Source organism: Sphingomonas caeni (assembly GCF_026013415.1).
In the GTDB taxonomy this organism is placed as follows: Bacteria; Pseudomonadota; Alphaproteobacteria; order Sphingomonadales; family Sphingomonadaceae; genus Sphingomonas; species Sphingomonas caeni.
Genome location: NZ_JAPDOK010000001.1, coordinates 17,383 through 33,635, shown reverse-complemented (window position 1 = coordinate 33,635; position 16,253 = coordinate 17,383). Strand labels below are relative to the sequence as shown.

Annotated in this window: 14 protein-coding genes; 9 read left to right on the top strand and 5 right to left on the bottom strand. The window is 67.2% G+C overall.

Annotated features, from left to right (window positions below):
* Positions 1 to 161 precede the first annotated feature (161 nt).
* From OF829_RS00155 to OF829_RS00145, 3 genes are all read left to right on the top strand, one after another.
* Positions 162 to 1,622 (top strand): GGDEF domain-containing phosphodiesterase, encoded by a 1,461-nt coding sequence (locus OF829_RS00155; protein ID WP_264937925.1) that lies wholly within the window; start codon positions 162 to 164, stop codon positions 1,620 to 1,622.
* A gap of 11 nt (positions 1,623 to 1,633) precedes the next feature.
* Entirely contained in the window at positions 1,634 to 4,078 is a 2,445-nt protein-coding gene (locus OF829_RS00150; protein ID WP_264937924.1) for an ATP-binding protein, read from the top strand.
* A 66-nt stretch (positions 4,079 to 4,144) separates the two neighbouring features.
* The gene (locus tag OF829_RS00145; protein ID WP_264937923.1) at positions 4,145 to 4,537 is read left to right on the top strand and encodes a response regulator; all 393 of its coding nucleotides are present in this window, start codon (positions 4,145 to 4,147) and stop codon (positions 4,535 to 4,537) included.
* A 238-nt stretch (positions 4,538 to 4,775) separates the two neighbouring features.
* On the opposite strand, the gene OF829_RS00140 is transcribed toward OF829_RS00145, so the two are convergent.
* The 4 genes from OF829_RS00140 to OF829_RS00125 form a co-directional block, all read right to left on the bottom strand.
* Positions 4,776 to 6,056 (bottom strand): MFS transporter, encoded by a 1,281-nt coding sequence (locus OF829_RS00140; protein WP_264937922.1) that lies wholly within the window; start codon positions 6,054 to 6,056, stop codon positions 4,776 to 4,778.
* A gap of 16 nt (positions 6,057 to 6,072) precedes the next feature.
* Entirely contained in the window at positions 6,073 to 7,260 is a 1,188-nt protein-coding gene (locus OF829_RS00135) for a nucleotidyltransferase domain-containing protein (RefSeq protein ID WP_264937921.1), read from the bottom strand.
* A gap of 288 nt (positions 7,261 to 7,548) precedes the next feature.
* A complete protein-coding gene (locus tag OF829_RS00130) occupies positions 7,549 to 8,850 on the bottom strand; it encodes a sensor histidine kinase (RefSeq protein ID WP_264937920.1) in 1,302 nt (433 codons plus the stop codon).
* Entirely contained in the window at positions 8,847 to 9,584 is a 738-nt protein-coding gene (locus OF829_RS00125; protein WP_264937919.1) for a response regulator, read from the bottom strand. The genes OF829_RS00130 and OF829_RS00125 overlap by 4 nt, the downstream gene beginning before the upstream one ends.
* Positions 9,585 to 9,789: 205 nt before the next feature.
* Between OF829_RS00125 and rpsU the strand changes: the two genes are divergently transcribed.
* From rpsU to OF829_RS00095, 6 genes are all read left to right on the top strand, one after another.
* Complete coding sequence (gene rpsU, locus OF829_RS00120; protein ID WP_010162663.1) at positions 9,790 to 9,996, top strand: 30S ribosomal protein S21; 207 nt, start codon at positions 9,790 to 9,792, stop codon at positions 9,994 to 9,996.
* A gap of 98 nt (positions 9,997 to 10,094) precedes the next feature.
* Positions 10,095 to 10,727 (top strand): FKBP-type peptidyl-prolyl cis-trans isomerase, encoded by a 633-nt coding sequence (locus tag OF829_RS00115; RefSeq protein WP_264937918.1) that lies wholly within the window; start codon positions 10,095 to 10,097, stop codon positions 10,725 to 10,727.
* Between the two features lie 237 nt (positions 10,728 to 10,964).
* Positions 10,965 to 12,443, top strand: coding sequence for a cytochrome ubiquinol oxidase subunit I (locus tag OF829_RS00110; protein WP_264937917.1), 1,479 nt, complete (start codon positions 10,965 to 10,967; stop codon positions 12,441 to 12,443).
* Positions 12,444 to 12,591: 148 nt separating this feature from the next.
* Entirely contained in the window at positions 12,592 to 13,602 is a 1,011-nt protein-coding gene (gene cydB, locus OF829_RS00105; protein WP_264937916.1) for a cytochrome d ubiquinol oxidase subunit II, read from the top strand.
* On the top strand, positions 13,599 to 13,721 hold the full coding sequence (locus OF829_RS00100) for a DUF2474 family protein (RefSeq protein WP_264937915.1): 123 nt from the start codon (positions 13,599 to 13,601) through the stop codon (positions 13,719 to 13,721). Before cydB ends, OF829_RS00100 begins: the two co-directional genes overlap by 4 nt.
* A gap of 210 nt (positions 13,722 to 13,931) precedes the next feature.
* The gene (locus OF829_RS00095; RefSeq protein WP_264937914.1) at positions 13,932 to 15,218 is read left to right on the top strand and encodes a sugar transferase; all 1,287 of its coding nucleotides are present in this window, start codon (positions 13,932 to 13,934) and stop codon (positions 15,216 to 15,218) included.
* Here the strand turns inward: OF829_RS00095 and OF829_RS00090 are convergent, their stop codons facing one another.
* Complete coding sequence (locus OF829_RS00090) at positions 15,219 to 16,178, bottom strand: M48 family metallopeptidase (protein WP_264937913.1); 960 nt, start codon at positions 16,176 to 16,178, stop codon at positions 15,219 to 15,221.
* Positions 16,179 to 16,253: the final 75 nt, after the last annotated feature.

The window sequence follows — 16,253 nt, the reverse complement described above, 5'->3', positions numbered from 1 at the left end:
CATGTCAGTCTCCCATCGTGCGCAGTACCTGCGCGATTCGTTGGTTAATGGGAAATTAACAGAAGTTCAATACGGATTTCTGCGGATGTTAACGTTACCGGTCCCGTTGCCGGACAGCGGTTTAACCCTTCTTTCAAGGGTCTAGCGTAGCTCAGGGGTCAATGTCGGCACGGATCGAGCCCCCGGCGCGCGCAGGCGCACCCGTCTCTCCCACTGCGACCCCGGGCCATGCCGCGGGAGCGCCCGGGAAACCCCTTCGCGCACCTGCCGCCAAAACGCACCCCCAGGCCAAGCGCGACGCCGACGCGCCGGTCGCGATCCGGCTGCCCAAACGCCCCGCGCTCGGCCGCGGCGCGCGCGGCAACCGCCGCCCCGAAGGCCGCTACTGGCGCATCCTCTGCCTGTGCGAGATCGGAAATTTCGCTACGCTTCGCAGGCACTTGGGCCGCCCGCGCGCCGACAAGCTGGTGCTCGACGTGGCTGCCCGCATCACCGATCTCTGCTCCGATGTCCGCATTTCCGCCGCCGCGCGTTCGGTGGTCGAGATCGCGTTCGAGCGCGATACTCCGGAGCACGCCGCCGCCGATATCGACCGGCTGCGCAAGGCCTTTCTGCGCCCCGTCGATCTGGACGGGGAGCGTTACCAGCTTCAGATGATCTTCGGCGTCGCCGCCGCGCCCTCGAGCGAATCGGACGAGGTCCGCCTCGCCGAGGCTGCCGAATCGGCGCTCGATCAGGCGCGCGCCGATGGCCGCGTGGTGATGCTCGATCTGTCGCGCGCCGATCTGGCCTTCGACAAGCTGACCTTGATGCGCGAACTGCCCCGGGCGATGGCCGAGGGCGAGATGTTCCTCCAATACCAGCCCAAGGTCCATGTCCGGCGTCAGGAGATCGCATCGGCCGAGGCGCTGATTCGCTGGCAGCATCCGGTGCGCGGGCTGATCCTGCCGAGCGACTTCATCTCGGTTGCCGAACAGGCGGGCGAGATCGGCGCGCTGACGCTGTGGACGCTCAAGCAGGTTATCGCCGACCAGAAGACCCTTGCCGGCGACGGGCATGACCTCGCGCTGTTCATCAACATTTCGGGCTTGCTGCTTGCCGACGCGGCCTTCGTCGCCGAGGCCTGCACCATCATCCGCGCCAATCCGGACGCCAAGATCGGGTTCGAGATCACCGAGACCGCGGTGATCCGCGATCCCGAAAGCGCGATCCGCCACCTGAATGTGTTCGCGGATATCGGCGTGACGCTGGCGATCGACGATTATGGCGCGGGGCTTTCGTCGCTCGCCTATCTCAAGCAGCTGCCCGCGAGCGAGCTCAAGATCGACAAGATGTTCGTGATGCAGCTGACCAGCAGCAACCGCGATCCGCTGATCGTCCGCTCGACGATCGACCTCGCCCATGCGCTGGAGATGGAAGTCACCGCCGAGGGCGTCGAGACCCCGTCGGCGCTGGCGCTGCTCAGCGTGATGGGCTGCGACATGGTGCAGGGCTTCCTGATCTCGCGCCCGCTCGGCTTCGAAGCCTTCCGCAACTTCCTGACCGATGAAGCCGCCAGCGTGACCGGCGGCAGCATCCAATCCTCGTTCATCCGGCCCGAGAGCTTCTGGAAACGCGCGTGACGCCCGCCCCGATGCGCGCGCGTCCTCGCGTCCTCTCCCTGCTGATTGCCGTGCTCGCGCTGTTCGCGGCGGCGCCGGCCTTGGCCCAGACGCCCGTGGACAAGGCGATGGACCGCGCGCGCACGGTGATGGTCTCCGATCCCGACGAGGGGCTCAAGCTGGTCGGCGCCGCTGAAACGCTGGCGCTCGCCATGCCCGCGGGCCGCGACCGCACCATCGCGCTCGCCACCGCCAAATGGCTGCGCAGTGAAGGCTATCTCCGGCTCAACGACGCCGCGAAGGCGCGCCCGCTGATCGCGCAGGCGCTCGCCGACATCGACCCGATCCGCGAGCCGATCAAGCTGCGCGGCGACCTGCTCCTCTCGCTCGGCTCGCTCCAGATGGACGATGGCGAGGCTGCCAAGGCGCTCGCCTCGTACCAGCGCGCCTTCCGCATCTTCCAGCAGCTCGGCGACAAGCGCAGCATGAGCCTCGCCAACTATTACCTAGGCGGGCTCTATTCGGCGGCGAACGACAATGCCAAGGCCGAGCAATATTATGCTGCGGCGGCGGAGGTCTATGACGGCGACCCGATGCTGTCGCTGACCTTGCACAACAACCGCGGCAATGTGCTGCTCGTGCTTGAGCGTTACGTCGAGGCTGCGGCCGAATATGGCAAGGCGATCGAGATCGCGCGCCAGCTCGGCAAGCCGTTGCTCGAGGCGCGCGTGCTCGGCAATCTGGCACGCAGCCAGGTCGAGGCGCGCAATTACGACGATGCCGAGGCGACGCTCGCGCGCGGCTTCGCGCTGACTCGCGGCGCCGACGCGCTGGGCTTCCGCCAGCAATTGCTCGCGACCGCGGCGCGCGTGGCGATGGAGCGCGGCGACCTGCCCAAGGCACGGCGGCTGGTCACCCAGGCGTTCGAGGGCGTCGATCTGACCGCCACCTCCTCGGCGTTCCGCGAGGCGCATCTGTTCGCCTACATGATCTTCTCGAAGACCGGCGACGCCGGGCTCGCACTCAAGCATCTCGAGGCGGTGCGGCGGCTCAAGGACCAGGCAACCGAGGTTGCAACCACCACCAGCGCGGCGCTGGCTGCGGCGAATTTCGACTTCAAGAACAAGGAAGTCCAGATCGCCAACATGAAGGCCGAGCAGGCGGCGCGCAGCGCGGCCTTCCAGCGGACCTTGTTCCTCAGCCTCGGCGCGGCGACGCTGATCGTGATCGCCGCGCTCGCCTGGGGCCTGATCAGCATCCGCCGCAGCCGCAACAAGGTCGCCGCCGCCAATGTCGTGCTCGGCGAGACCAATGTCGCGCTCGAGAAGGCGCTCAAGGCCAAGACCGAGTTCCTCGCGACCACCAGTCACGAGATCCGCACCCCGCTCAACGGCATCCTTGGCATGACGCAGGTGATGCTCGCCGATCCGCGGCTGGGGCCCGAGGTGCGCGACCGGATCGGGATCGTCCATGGCGCCGGGGTGACGATGCGCAGCCTGGTCGATGATATCCTCGATGTCGCCAAGATGGAGACGGGCAACCTGACCGTCGATGCGGCGCCGATGGATTTGTGCGCGATGCTCAAGGAAGTGACGCGCATCTGGGAGGAGCAGGCGCGGACCAAGGGGCTCAGCTTCAACCTCCACCTCAGCCACGCGCCGCACTGGATCGTCAGCGATGCCGGGCGGCTGCGGCAGATCGTGTTCAACCTTCTCTCGAACGCGATCAAGTTCACCGAAAAGGGCGGCGTCAGCCTGCGCGTCGTGGCAGAGGGTGAGGGCGAGGGAGCGCGGCTCCGGCTGGCCGTCACCGATACCGGCATCGGCATCCCCGCGGAGAAGCGCGAGGAGATCTTCGAATCGTTCAAACAGGCCGATTCGGGCACCACGCGCCAGTTCGGCGGCACGGGGCTCGGCCTGACGATCTGCCGCAACCTCTCGCAGGCGCTGGGCGGCGATATTTCGGTCGAGAGTGCCGATGGCGAGGGCTCGACCTTCACCGTCGATCTGCCGCTCGTCCTGGCCGAAGCGCCCGAGGCGGAGGCGGGCCCCACCGCCCAGGGCACGATGCTGGTGCTCGACCGCAATCCGATCGCCCGCTCGATGCTCAAGACGCTGCTCGAACCGCGCGTCGGGGCGCTGCGGTTCCTCGCCGCGCCGCAGGAGGCGCTCGACGCGCTGGCCGAGCCCGGCGTCACCCATCTCGTCATCGATGAGGGCACGCTGAAGGCCGCGGGCGACGACCCCTATGCCGTTCTCGCCGGCCTGGTGGCCGCCGCCAGGGAGGCGGGCGCCGCGAGCGCAATTTTGTGGCTCAAGCCCGATGAGGCGGTCCGCGGCGCGCTGCAGGCGAGCGGCGTGGATCAAGTCATTGAAAAACCAGTTTCAGGCGCCGCACTGATCGACGCAATCATTTCGGATGCGGAAGAAAATTCCGACAAGCCGGGCCCGGGCCCGCTTGTATCGCAGGCGGCATGAGGCGATAGCAGGCATCACAATGATAAAGGTCGCCAAATTGCCCAAGCACTGTGCGGAATTCCCCGCATGAACATCCTCTTCATCGAGGACGACCCGATGAACCGCCGGGTCGTGAAGGACATGCTCGACGTGGCCGGGGCGACCATGGCCGAGGCCGGTCTCGCCGAGGAGGGACTGGCGCGGATCGAATATGAGGATTTCGACGTCATCCTGGTCGATCTGCGCATGCCCGGCATGGACGGGATGGAGGCGATCCGCCGCATCCGCGCGCGCGGCGACGCCAAGGCGAATCTGCCCGTGATCGTCATCACCGCCGACACCGGCGTCGACCTGCGCGAGCAATGCCTCGAGGCCGGGGCGGACGATGTGTTGTTCAAGCCCGTCGCAATGGACGCGCTGTTCGATTCGATCGGCCGCGTGCTCGCGATCCGTGGTGGCGGCGGCGGGATGATCCTTTAGGCCGCCAGCCGTGGAAGGTCACACGAAGGTCACACCAAGGCGCGGTTTTCACGAGCGGTGGGTATCCAATGGCGCGCCACCCGGGCCGTCCCAGCATGTGGAAGGTTAGGCAAAGGTTAGGCGAATGCGCGGGTTTTCGCGCTTTCGGCCCTGGTCCTGAATTCGCGATGTCAAAGAGCGGCCCGGACGCCGGACGCGTCGAGCCAAGCAGACGAAATCCTACATTTCAAGCGGTTAGCTAATCTTCGAGGATCAGGCTATGCGTCCGCGTGTCGCGCATCCTCAGATAGGTCACCAGCGAGATCGCGATCATCGCGGTTACGTACCAGTAGAACCCCGCCTCCCAGTTCGCCTTTTTGAGCCCCAGCGCGACCAGTTCGGCGGTGCCGCCGAAGATCGCGTTGGCGACGGCATAGGGAAGAGCGACGCCGAGCGTCCGGATATGCGCGGGGAACATCTCGGCCTTCACCACCCCGCTGATCGCGCTGTAGCCGCTGGTGATCGCCAGCGCGACGGTGACGAGCAGGAAGGCGATCATCGGATCGCGCGTGCCCGCCAAGGTCGAGAGGATCGGATAGGTGAGCAAAGTGCCGAGGATGCCGAAGCCGACCATCAGCGGCTTGCGCCCGATCCGGTCCGACAGCGCGCCTACGATCGGCTGGAGGCAGACGAACACCAGCAGCGATCCCGACGCGATCCAGTTGGCGGTCTCGCGGTCGAACTGGGCGGTGTTGACCAGGAATTTCTGCATGTAGATCGCGTAGGCGTAGAAGGCGAGCGTGCCCCCCGCGGTGAGGAAGAACACCGTCACCGTCTCGCGCGGATGCTCGGTCAGCAGCCGCCAAAAGCCCGAGCGCGGGCCCTGATTGGCATGCTCGATCTTCTCGAAGCTCTCGGTCTCGACGATCCCGCGGCGCAGATAGAAGACGCTGACCGCGAGCACCCCGCCGATCAGGAAGGGGACGCGCCAGCCCCAGCCTTCGAGCGCCTCCTCGCTCATGAACCCCTGGAGGACCAGCAGCACGCCCTGCGCGACCAACTGGCCCGAGATGAGGGTGACATATTGGAAGCTCGCCCAGAAGCCGCGATGCTTGCGGGTCGAGACTTCGGAGAGATAGGTCGCGCTCGCGCCATATTCGCCGCCGACCGAGAGGCCCTGGAGCAGACGCGCGACGGTGAGCATCAGCGGCGCGAGCCAGCCGATGCTGGCATAGGTGGGCGTGACCGCGATCAGCAGCGAGCCGCCGCACATCATCGCGACCGACAAAGCGAGCCCGGCCTTGCGCCCGTGGCGGTCCGAATAGATGCCCATCAGCCAGGCGCCGAGCGGCCGCATCAGGAAGCCGCCCGCGAATACCCCGGCGGCGCTCAGCAGCGCGACCGTGGGATCGTCGTTCTTGGGAAAGAATTGCGGGGCGAAATAGAGGGTGAAGGCGGCATAGGCGTACCAGTCATACCATTCGACGAGGTTGCCCGCCGATCCGCCGATGATCGATCTGATCCGCTTTCCCGCTTCCATCCCCGCCCTTTCGATCCTAACGCGTCCGTCCCGCCAGCCCGAGCATCCGCCGGCTCCAGCGCATTCCGCCGAGCACGGGATAGAGGAATCCGAGCCCGCGCGGCAGCCGATTGTTGGCGCGATCGACCGGGTTGGCGGCGAGCGCGCTCAACTCGCTCCATTTGTAGCCGATCCCGCGCCGGAGCAGCAGCCCCGCGAGCAGCACCGGCAGCATCGTGCGGGCATAGGGGCTCTCATGCTCGCGCGCCTCGAAGTCTCCGCCCATGCAGCCGAGCGCGACCGTGAGGAGGCGGCGATGGACGGGATCGCGCTCGAGTTCGGCGACGAAACGGGGGGCGAGCGGAAGGCCGAGCAGCCTGTGCGCGAGCAGCAGGGCCTGCGCCGCGCATCGGCCCACGCCTGCAGCCCTGGCTTCGCGATAGCGCGCCTCGGCGCCTTCGGGCCCCTCATGGACCAGCAACGCCGCGACGTCGGCCAGCCATTTCACGCGGAACCAGCCGTGATGCGCACCGTGCGCGAACAGATAGGGATAGAGGAGGGCGTCGCCCATGGTGGGAACCGCCATCCCCTTGACGATCTCGACACGCCTGCGCGGCGCGGAGAGCACGGCCTGGGGGAGCAGCGCCGGATTGGCCATCAGCCGGCCATGGAGTTCGACGATCAGTCCGGTGACCGGGTGGCGCCAGCCGCTCTCCTTCGAGACCCGCATCCAGGCCGCGACCTGATCGTCCGAGACTTCGGCGCCCGGGCTGAAGCGGGCATAGCCGGCCTCGCGCAGCAAGCCGCAGGCGCGGCCGCAATCGGCGGCGGCGACGAGGATGTCGATGTCGTTCGCCATCTTGATCGTGAGCGTGCCGTATGCCTGGATCGCGAGCGGCAGCCCCTTGAAGGTGATCCAGTCGATCCCGGCGGCGTCAAGGATCGCGCCGAGCCTCTTGGTCTCGGCCACCGCGGCGAGATTCTGCCGCGCGATGCGTGACGCCTGTTCGTCGAGCCATTGGGCGACGCCCTCGGGCGGCTCGATCTTCGCTGATCGCAGCGCGTCCGCGACCAGCCCGGCGACGCGCTGGCGCCGGACGATCCGGGCTACCAGTTCCCAGTCGAGCCCCGGCACCACGGCGTCGCGCACCGCCGCGTCGCGGATCTCGCGCGGCCAGCGGCACGCGGCGCAGACGAGGCGGAATTCGGGTGAAGCTGGGGCCATCGCGCTTTCTATAGCGGGGCAGTTGGCGGGGGATAGCCAGCGAAAGGCGAGTTCATCATGACGATTCGATATCATCACTCCGTCTTTGACGGATCGGGCGGGGGCCTTTCTCGATCCAGGGGGCATGTCCGGACGAAAAAGGCCCCCGCCGGCGCGGGTACCGGGCTCCCGAGGGACGGGGAGGGTGCCCGGCGCCGCGCCCCGCTCCCCGCAATGGCGGGAAGCGGCATGCCGGGCTGAGTCTGGGCGGAACCGCTCGCCGGGATTTCGCGCGGTATCCGGGAAATTTCAGTTGATTGCAGTCTCGGCCGGCAGCCGCACCCTGACGCGCCCGCCGCCGCCTTCGCGTGTCTCGAGCGTCACCGCGCCGCCATGCGCCTCGGCGATCGAACGGACGATGGCGAGGCCGAGCCCGGTGCCGCCGGTCGCGCGGTTGCGCGAGGCCTCGCCGCGCACGAACGGGGTGAAGAGGCTGTCGGCATTGTCGGGAAAGCCGGGGCCGCGATCGTCGACGATCACCTCGGCCCAGCCCGGCTCGGCGCGCCAGGCGATATCTGCGACCTTGCCGTAGCGCACGGCATTCTCGATCAGATTGGCGAACAGGCGGCGCAGCGAGGGCGAATCGCCGCGGATCACCACGCGCGGCCCGGCTTCGGCGTCCACGGGCGTGCCCGCCGCCTTCATATCCTCGACCAGGCTCTCGATCAGGCTGCCCAGCTCGATCCGGTCGCGCGCATCGGCGCGCTCGTCGCGGGCGAAGCGGAGCACGCTCGCCAGCATCGCGCGGATCTCGTCGATATCGGCATTGGCGCGGTCGCGCGCGGCCTCGGGCAATTGCTCGATCCAGAAGGCGAGGCGGGTGATCGGGGTGCCCATGTCGTGTGCGATCGCGGCGAGCATCGTCGTGCGCCCCTCGGCCTGTTCGAGGATGCGCGCCTGCATCGCGTCGAGCGCGGCGGCGAGCTCGCGCACCTCGCGCGGGCCCTGTTGCGGGATCGGGGTGCGGGTGCCGAGGCGGGTCTCGCGGGCGATGCGCGCGAGGTTGCGGATCGGGTGCGAGATGGCGCGCGCGATCAGCCACGCACCGAGCCCCAGCACGATCAGCACCGCGAGCGTCGCGGCGAGGGTGACCTTATGCCAGTCGGTCAGCCAGGGGCGCGGCGGCGAATGGACGGTGCGGGCGCCCTGCGGGCCGGTCCAGATCACCGTGAACTCGCCGAAGATGAAGGCCGGCGGCAGGCTCGCGCGATCGAAACGCGGCCGGGCCTGGCTGCCCGATCGGATGACCGGGCGATCATAATGGCCGCGGATCTGATCGGCGGGCACCCCCATCGCGCGGGCGATCAGCGCGTCGCGTTCGGGGCTGGGCTCGCCGGTCGTGGCGGGATGCGCGCCTTCCTCCACCCTGAGCTGGCTCCAGCGGCTGTGCCGCGCCTTTCCGGTCTTCAGCGCCTCGACGATCTGGTCGATCCTTGTGGGCGGCGTGAAGGGCGGGGGGCCGTTGAAGGTAATCGCGAACTGGACCAGCGAGGCGATCGTCACCGCCGCCAGCACCAGCAGCACGATCGGCCAGACGATCGAGCGGCTCATCGCTGGCTGACGTCCGCGACGAACATATAGCCTTCGTTGCGCACGGTGCGGATCAGGTCTTCGCTGCCCGGGCGGGCGAGCTTCTTCCTCAGGCGGCTCATCTGGACGTCGATCGCGCGGTCGAAATGCTCGGCGTTCAGCCCGCGAGAGAGATCGAGCAGCATGTCGCGGGTCAGCACGCGCCGGGGATGCTCGACGAGCGCGAGCAGCAGGCGGAACTCGCCGTCCGAGAGGTTGATGACGACATTGTCGGGGTCGAACAGCTGTCGCCCGACCGGATCGAGCCGCCAGCCGGCAAAGCGCAGGAAGCTGCGCTCGGGCGCGGGCGGCACATGCGCGTCGCTGCGCGCGCGGCGCAGGACCGAGCGGATGCGGGCGAGCAGTTCACGAGGGTTCGCGGGCTTGGCGATATAATCGTCGGCGCCCATTTCGAGGCCCACGATCCGGTCGACTTCCTCGCCGATCACCGAGAGGATGATTACCGCGGGGCCGCGCTCGCGGTCCATGCCGCGCAGGATGGTGAGCCCGTCCTCGCCCGGCATCATCACATCGAGCACGACGAGCGCGTAATCCTGGCGGGCGATCGCCGCGCGCATTTCGGCGGCGTTGGCGGCGGTATCGACGGCATAACCGTGGCCCGAGAGGAAATCCGCGGTCAGCTCGCGGATTCCGGGATCGTCGTCGACGATCAGCAGGCGGGTTTCATAGTCCAAGGTGTAGGCGAGCTGCGTCATCCGGCCGAAGTGCCCGGCGAACCTATCGCCCGCGTTGCACCGCTGCAATCTGGTGTAATGCGCGCGGCCTGTGGCGGATGGGTCACAGTTCGTCCCGGAAGCGCTTGAATTTGCGGTTTCCCCCTGTTAGGGGCGCCGCAACGCCGCGGGCTCTGCCTCCGGCGATCCCTTTTCTATTGGTTCAATCCGCGAGGTCTTACACAACATGCAAATTATCGTTCGGGACAATAATGTCGATCAGGCGCTGCGGGCGCTCAAGAAGAAGCTTCAGCGCGAGGGCGTGTACCGCGAGATGAAGCTTCGCCGGCATTATGAGAAGCCGAGCGAGAAGCGTGCGCGCGAGCGCGCCGCCGCGGTCCGCCGCGCGCGCAAGCTCGAGCGCAAGCGCATGGAACGTGACGGCGCCCGTTGAGTAGTTGCGAAGTTGCGCTAAGGCGCGATTTCAATGCCGAATCGGCGGGGATAGCGCGAAGCCAAGGCGGTCCCGCCCGTAAGAGGAATAACAAGCCCATGTCCGTGACCGCCGTTCCCGTGAAACCCGTCAATTCCAGCACGCGCCTGTGGCTGTGGCTGGGCGTGATCCTGGCCCTTGCGCTCGCTTTCGGCCTGGCCTGGATGGGCACCCGCGCCGCGGTTGCGGCCAAGGGCACCAACGACCAGTTCCTCGCCTGGAACAAGGGCCAGTCGGGCGTGAAGACGACCGCTTCGGGCCTGCAGTACCAGGTCATCGCGCCCGGCGAAGGCCCGAACATCGCCGATGGCGACGTCGCCAATGTGCAGATCGAAGGCTTCAAGCGCGACGGCAGCGTCTTCCAGGAAAAGACCGGCGGTCCGTTCGAGGTGAAGGACGGGGCGTTCATCCCGGGCTTCCTCGAGGCGCTTCGCCTGATGCGCAAGGGCGCCAAGTATCGCGTCTGGCTTCCCCCGAAGCTCGCCTATGACAGCGTTCCGTCGCAGCCGGGCATGGACAATCCGCTCAAGGGCCAGGTCCTGATCTTCGATATCGAGGTCAAGGAAGTGATGACCGCCGCCGAGGTGCAGATGCGCCAGATGCAGCAGCAGCAGATGATGCAGCAGCAGCTCGAGGCGCAGAACGCCACCCAGGGCAACGAAGCCGCGCCGGAAGGCGAGCCCAAGAAGTAAGGTCTTCGCTCCCCTTCCCGCGATCGGGGAGGGGGGTGACTTCACGGCAAACAGCCACCGTCATCCCGGCGAAAGCCGGGACCCAGCGCAGCGCAGGGCGTCGCCCGTGACTCTAGGTCCCGGCTTTCGCCGGGATGATGCGTTGGGGGCTGGATGCGCCCCGCGCTCACCCCAGATACCGCACGCGCACTTGCCAATCGATCGCCCCGGGCGCACTAGCCCGCGCGGGAGTCGGGCATGTTCTCTGCATTCGATCCGATCGTGCTGGCGCGCATCCAGTTCGCGTTCACGGTCAGTTTCCATTTTATCTTCCCGGCCTTTTCAATCGGGCTGGCCAGCTATCTGATGGTGCTCGAGGGGCTGTGGCTCCGCACCGGGCGCCAGGTCTTTCTCGACCTGTTCCGTTTCTGGCTGAAGATCTTCGCTATCGCCTTCGCGATGGGCGTCGTCTCGGGCATCGTCATGTCCTATCAGTTCGGCACCAACTGGTCGGTCTTCTCGGACAGGACCGGGCCGGTGCTGGGGCCGCTGATGGCCTATGAGGTGCTGACCGCCTTCTTCCTCGAAGCGGGCTTCCTGGGCGTGATGCTGTTCGGGATGGAGAAGGTGGGGCGCGGGCTCCATTTCGCCGCGACCTGCTTGGTGGCGCTCGGCACCTTCATCTCGGCCTTCTGGATCCTGTCGGCGAACAGCTGGATGCAGACCCCCGCCGGCTTCGTGATCGGCGCTAACGGCCAGTTCCTGCCCGGCGAGAGCTGGGCGGCGATCATCTTCAACCCCAGCTTCCCCTATCGGCTCGTCCACACCGTGATCGCGGCCTATCTGACGACCAGCCTCGCGGTGGGCGCGGTCGGGGCGTGGCATTTGCTCAAGGCGCGGCATGGCAAAGCCATGCCGTCGGACGGGGCCGGAGCCCCGCCGGCCGCCGTGGCGAGTCCTCATCCGACTTCGTCGGTCGAGGCCGCCCGCACCATGTTCAGCATGGCGATGTGGATGGCCGCGATCGTCGCGCCGGTCCAGATCTTCGCCGGCGACGCGCACGGGCTCAACACGCTCGAGCATCAGCCCGCCAAGGTGATGGCGATGGAAGGGCATTTCCAGAGCCATCCCGACGGCGCCCCGCTGATCCTGTTCGGGCTACCCAACCAGAAGGAGCAGCGGGTCGACTATGCGGTCGAGGTGCCCAAGCTCGGCTCGCTGATCCTCAAGCACGACCTGAACGCGCCGGTGACCGGGCTCGACGCTTTCCCCCGCGACAAACAGCCGCCGGTGGCGATCGTCTTCTGGTCGTTCCGGGTGATGGTGGGTCTGGGGGTGCTGATGCTCGCGCTGGGGCTGTTCAGCCTGTTCGCGCGGGCGCGCGGGAAACTCCATGACTGGAAGCTGCTCCACCGGTTCGCGCTGGCGATGGGCCCCTCGGGCTTCGTCGCGGTGATCGCTGGGTGGATCACCACCGAGGTCGGGCGGCAGCCCTATACCGTCTATGGCCAGCTCCTCACCCGCGACAGCGCCTCGCCGCTCGCCGCGCCCGCGGTTGGAGCATCGCTGGTAGCGTTCGTGCTCGTCTATTTCGCGGTGTTCGGCTTCGGCACCTGGTACATCCTCCGGCTGATGGCCAAGGGTGTCGAGCCGCACGAGCCCCCGCTGAGCGAAACCGTACCGGTGCGCGCCGCGGGGATCGTCCCGGGCCCCGCGCAGCAAGGGGAGCGGGCATGATGATCGGGCTTTCGCAAATCCTCCCCCGGAGGGGGAGGGGGACCACGAAGTGGTGGAGGGGTAATCTCCACGGGCGCCGCCGCTTGGGGAGACTACCCCTCCGTCAGACTTCGGCTGCCACCTCCCCCCCCGGGGGAGGATTTATACAATGACCGCCGATCCCACTCTCGCCACCATCTGGGCGTTCCTGATCGCCTTTGCGGTGTTCGCCTATGTAGTGATGGACGGGTTCGATCTCGGCATCGGCATCCTCTTCCCGGCCTTCGGCGTGGGCGAGGAGCGCGACAGCGCGATGAACTCGATCGCGCCGGTGTGGGACGGCAACGAGACCTGGCTGGTGCTGGGCGGCGGCGGGCTCTTCGCGGCCTTTCCGCTGGCCTATGCGATCCTGATGCCGGCGCTCTATCCGCTGATCGTCGCGATGCTGCTCGGGCTGATCTTCCGCGGCGTCGCGTTCGAGTTTCGCTGGCGCGATCCCGGACACCGCAAATATTGGGATCTGGCCTTCACCGGCGGATCCACCGTCGCTGCCTTCGCGCAGGGTGTGGCGCTGGGGGCGATCCTGCAGGGGGTGAGCGTGAGCGGGCGCGCCTATGCCGGGGGCTGGCTCGACTGGCTGACTCCGTTCAGCCTGCTGACCGGTGCCAGCCTGGTCGCGGGCTATGCGATGCTGGGGGCGTGCTGGCTGATCTGGAAGACCGGGGGAATGGGGCAGCTCCACGCCTATCGGCTCGCGGGGCGCGCGGGCATGCTGACCGTCGCAGCGATCGTCGCGGTGAGCCTCGCCTCGCTGATGCTCCGTGGCGGCGCCTATCGCGACCGCTGGCTCGACATGCCCAATGTGCTGTTCACCGCGCAGGTGCCGCTGCTGGTGACGATCTTCGCGGCCGCCTTCTGGTGGGCGCTGGCGAAGCGCAAAGAGCTGATGCCCTTCCTGCTCGCGCTCGGACTGTTCCTGCTGAGCTTCATGGGGCTGGGGATCAGCATGTACCCGTACATCGTCCCCACCGCGGTCACCATCGTCGAGGCGGCGGCGCCGGCGCGGAGCCAGGGGTTCATGCTGATCGGGGCCGGGATGCTGATTCCGGTTATCCTCGCCTACACCGGCTGGGCCTATTGGGTGTTCCGCGGCAAGGTGGGCGCCGAGGGGTACCATTGAACGCGACTCGCCCCACGCAGCTCTGGCAGCGGCTGGCCTGGATGGCGGGGATCTGGGCGATGAGCGTTGCGGCGCTGGCTGTGGTCGCGATGGCGATCCGCTTCTGGCTGAAGGCATGAGGCCGCCCACGAAAACCAGCCGACGAAAGTCGATTTCTTAAAACTTCTATTTGAAATTCAATGAATTGATCATGGTAAATGAAATAGTATCTGCATTGCGCCGCGCCGCCCGACGGTATATCCTCTTCGCAAGTGCAACAAGATTCGGCCCAGGGGGAACCTGAGGGTCGCTATTGCGTTCGCGCTCAAAAGGGGGCCTTTTCCATGCTCATGACACGCGAACGCCCCGCGCCGGTGACCCGCCGGTTCCTGGAATCGTTGTCATTTCAGCTATTGGGCATTCTCGCCGCATCGCTCGGCGCCCCCTTCCTCTATGTCGCACTTCAGCCGCTCGACCATGTGGGCGAGGCGACGGTCATCAACAGCGCGATCGCGTGCGTGAGCGCGGCGGTGACGGCGCTGTTCCTCTATCGCCGGGTGACGAGCTTTCCGGGGACGAGCGGCTTCGCCTTCATCATCCCGACCTATTCGGTGACCTTCGGCTTCGCGATCGCGGTGATGCTGGGCGGGCGCCTTGCCTATTCGGGATCGATGCTGACCGCGGGCTATGCCGCGTCGATGGCGTTCGGCTTCTATGCGCAGCAGCTGACCCAGCGCTATGCGCGGCGGCAATTCTACCTCGTGCCGTTCGGCAACACCGATATCGCGCGCGATTCGACCGCGAATGTCGAATGGATCGTCCTCCACCAGCCGCAGGTGCCCGCGGACGACCGCCATGGCGCGATCGTCGCGGACCTGCGCTACGACATGGATCCGGAGTGGGAGCGCATGCTCGCCGCCGCCGCGATTTCGGGACGGGTGGTCTATCACACCAAGCAGCTTCACGAATCGCTGACCGGCAAGGTGGAGATCGAGCATCTTTCCGAGAACAGCTTCGGATCGCTGCTGCCCAACCTTGCCTATCGCAAGATCAAGCGCGCGATGGATATCGCGGTTTCGATGGTCGCGCTGCCGGTGCTGCTGGTGCCGTTCATCCTGCTGGCGGTCTGGATCCGGCTCGATTCACCCGGCCCCGCACTGTTCCGGCAGGAGCGGATGGGCTTCCGCGCAAGACCGTTCAAGGTGATCAAGTTCCGCACGATGGAGCATCGCCCGCCCTGCGCCGATGGCGGCGAGCGCGACGATGCGATCACCATGCATGACGATACGCGGATCACCCGCGTCGGCCGCTTCCTGCGCCGCACCCGCATCGACGAGCTGCCCCAGCTGTGGAACGTGCTGATCGGCGAGATGAGCCTGATCGGCCCCCGGCCCGAGGCGCTGCCGCTGTCGCAATGGTATGAGACCGAGCTGCCCTTCTATTCCTATCGCCATATCGTGCGGCCGGGGATCACGGGCTGGGCGCAGGTCAACCAGGGCCATGTCGCCGCGCTGGGCGACGTGCACATCAAGCTCCATTACGACTTCTACTACATCAAGCATTTCTCGGCCTGGATCGACATCCTCATCATGCTGAGGACCGTCGGGACGATGCTGACCGGCTTCGGCTCGAAATAGTCAGCGCGCGGGGGCGCCAAGCGCCTGCATCGCCTTGATTCGGTCGCCGTCGGAGGCGTGGGTTTCGAACAGGCCGAGCCGCGGGCCCGAGCCCAGCCGCCGCAGGATCAGCGCGCCACGCCCGGGATCATAGCCCGCCGCCAGCATGATGCGGCCGCCGAGCTGATCGGCTTCTTCCTCGGTCTCGCGGACGATCCGGCCCTTGCGCCCCACGCCGCGCATCACTCCTGTGCGGGGGACGTTCGCCGCCTGCAGGCGGCGCGTATGGCCAAGGACGATATGCGCCAGCTCGTGCGCGATGACGAAGGCGAGTTCGTCGTCATTGGCGGCAAGGGCGAGCGTCGCGGTGGTGACGACGACATGGCCGCGCACGGTGAAGGCATCCTTCTGACCCGAGCGCGCGAGACGGATGCGGAGCGCGCAGCCCGGGGTGGAGGCGAGGGTGAGGGTGAGCGTCTCGCCGCCGCGCAGTATGTTGAGCGTGACGGGCCCATGGGCGAGCCGATCGAGCAGCATCGCCTCGCTCGCCTCGGCCAGCGGGCGCCAGATCTCGGGATCGGTGCTGACGGCGATCGTCGCGGGGGAGGCGAAGGGCGTGCCGTCGGCCGCGAGCAGCACATCGCCGGGGCGTAGTCCCGCGGCTTCGGCGGGGCTGCCCGCGACGATCGCGAGCACGCCCGGACCGCGGCCGAGCCCGGCGGCGATCATCGCGGGCCGGTCCGCGGCGCGATATTCGGCAAGATGGTGGAGCAACAGGCCGGTGACCGGACCCTGGATCGGGCAGAGCGGCTTGCCTGCCAGCGCGAGCCGATAGCCGATCGTGAGGACGCGCAGATCCTCGGCGCGCATGCTGCTGCCGTCGCTCTGTTGCGCAGCGGAAGCCGCGATTGCCGAAGGCGGGGTGGCCGGAAGGCCCGTCAGGCTGGCCGAAACCAGGATCGGCGCGACTATTCGAATCATGGGCCGATGATGCACGCAAATAAAAAGCCGGGCGAAACGAATCGCCCGGCTCGAATCTTTTTCAGCAGATCGCCG